Raw genomic sequence first — 1,815 nt, 5'->3', positions numbered from 1 at the left:
GTGTGTGTGGTCAGTGGTCTCCGGGGCGTCCGCCGGCATCCGCGACCGCGGCACGGGCCGCCCCACCAAACGGGACCGACGCGAGATGGAACGCCTACGCGGATCCGGCGGACGCCCCGGAGACCACTGACCACACACACCACGCACCACCCGGAACGGAACGGGCCGCCGCACACGGCGACGGCGTCCGGAACAAGCCCTCAGGCTCCCCGGACGCCACCGCCCTGTGCGTCGGTGTCGCCACCCGACATACCCGGCACACCCGACCTCGCCGCGCGTCATCGCGCGCCATCGCACAGCGGGGTCAGACTCCTCGGCGCACCAGCCCCAGCAGTCGCGTGTTCTGGTCCCGCCGGGCCCACGCGATGAGAGCCAGCGGCACGATCAGGATGAGAGGTGTCGCCGCGTTCTCCCCGTCGAAGACGGAGACCTGGACGACGAACGCGCCCACCATGAGCGCGCTCAGCGCCACCGCGGCCACCGACTGCAACAGCGGGATCAACAGCGCGACGGCACCGGCCAGTTCGAGCGCGCCGATGGTGTACATCCCGGCATCGCCCCAGCCCATCTCGGCGAAGCCCTCGGCGGCCGAGGGGTGCGCGATCAGCTTGGGCAGCGCGCTCGCGACGGCGTAGAACAGGGCGAGCACCACCTGAAGGGTGCGCAGCGCGATCCGGGCACGGCGACCGCGCGCGGTCGCGGACTCGGCGACGACGGTGCCGGACCGGTCGGACACGGCGGCGGTGGCGGTGACGGGGAGGGTGGTCTCGGACATCAGGGTCTCCTGTGGGAAGCGGTCCGTGCTGCTGTCGGAGAGATAGACCGGGCCCCACTCCGAAACTCATCGCCACCCGAGGAACGAAACCCGAGGCCTGTTCAAGACCCCGTCCAGGTCACGTCGAGGTCCTGTCCACCCGCACCGCCCTCACCCATGTCCCGTCCTCCGTCAGATACTTGTCCACCCCGAGCCCCGCCTCCCTCAACGCGTCCTCGAACTGCTCCCTCGTCAACGGCCGCGCCAGGAACGTCTGGGTCCACACCGCGTCCGGGAACTCGTACTCCGCACGCACCGAGTTCACCCCCTCCCCGACCGGTTCCGCCGACACCATCCGGACGGTGAAGCCACTGGGGTCGACCCGCTCGCGCGGCAGGTCGGTGTGATAGTCCGCGCCCTCTCGCTGGATCAGCACGCACCCGCCCTCGGCGACATGCCGCGCACAGGCTCGCAGCAGCCCGCGCCGCACCTCGACGTCCCCGGCGTGCACCAGGAACGACGCGAGCATCACCACGTCGAACGTCTCGCCCAGGTCGAGCCCTTCGACCGGGCCGCATATCGTGCGGGCCCCGCGGACGCGCTCCAGCATCTGCGAGGACTCGTCCACCGCGGTCACCGTGAACCCCCGCTCCAGGAGCGGATGGGTCATCCGCCCCACACCGCAGCCCAGCTCCAGGATGTGCGCCCCCGCCGGCACAGCCGCGGCGATGATGTCCGGCTCGTCCCCCACCGGCAGCCGTGCGTACAGCTCCACCGCACAGCCGTCGGGAGTGATCGCACCGGGCCCGGTCCCCTCGTACCCCTCACGCATTCTCAGCTCCATGCCCGTCCAACGGCCCACCCCCGCACGGCCGTTCCCCCATCGAACGCATTCACCCGTACGAGCTAGACAGGAGGGAGCTACAGCGGAAACCAGCCGTGCCCCATGTACCCTGTCTCTTACAACCATCTCCGCGCCCACGAGCCCCCTACGCATCACGTATGCCGTCTTCTGCTGTCAACACCACACTAACACTAACCACGCACCACACACGGTCTGA

At 70.1% G+C, this 1,815-nt stretch carries 2 protein-coding genes; both read right to left on the bottom strand.

Annotated elements, in window-relative coordinates:
* Window positions 1-304: 304 nt before the first annotated feature.
* Entirely contained in the window at window positions 305-775 is a 471-nt protein-coding gene (locus tag HLK59_RS49815; protein ID WP_171148298.1) for a DoxX family protein, read from the bottom strand.
* 118 nt (window positions 776-893) lie between these two features.
* Entirely contained in the window at window positions 894-1,586 is a 693-nt protein-coding gene (locus HLK59_RS49810; protein WP_240983103.1) for a class I SAM-dependent methyltransferase, read from the bottom strand.
* Window positions 1,587-1,815 lie beyond the last annotated feature (229 nt).

Origin of the sequence: Streptomyces sp. S3(2020), assembly GCF_013044505.1 — a bacterium.
In the GTDB taxonomy this organism is placed as follows: Bacteria; Actinomycetota; Actinomycetes; order Streptomycetales; family Streptomycetaceae; genus Streptomyces.
This window is presented reverse-complemented; position numbering and strand designations above follow the sequence as displayed.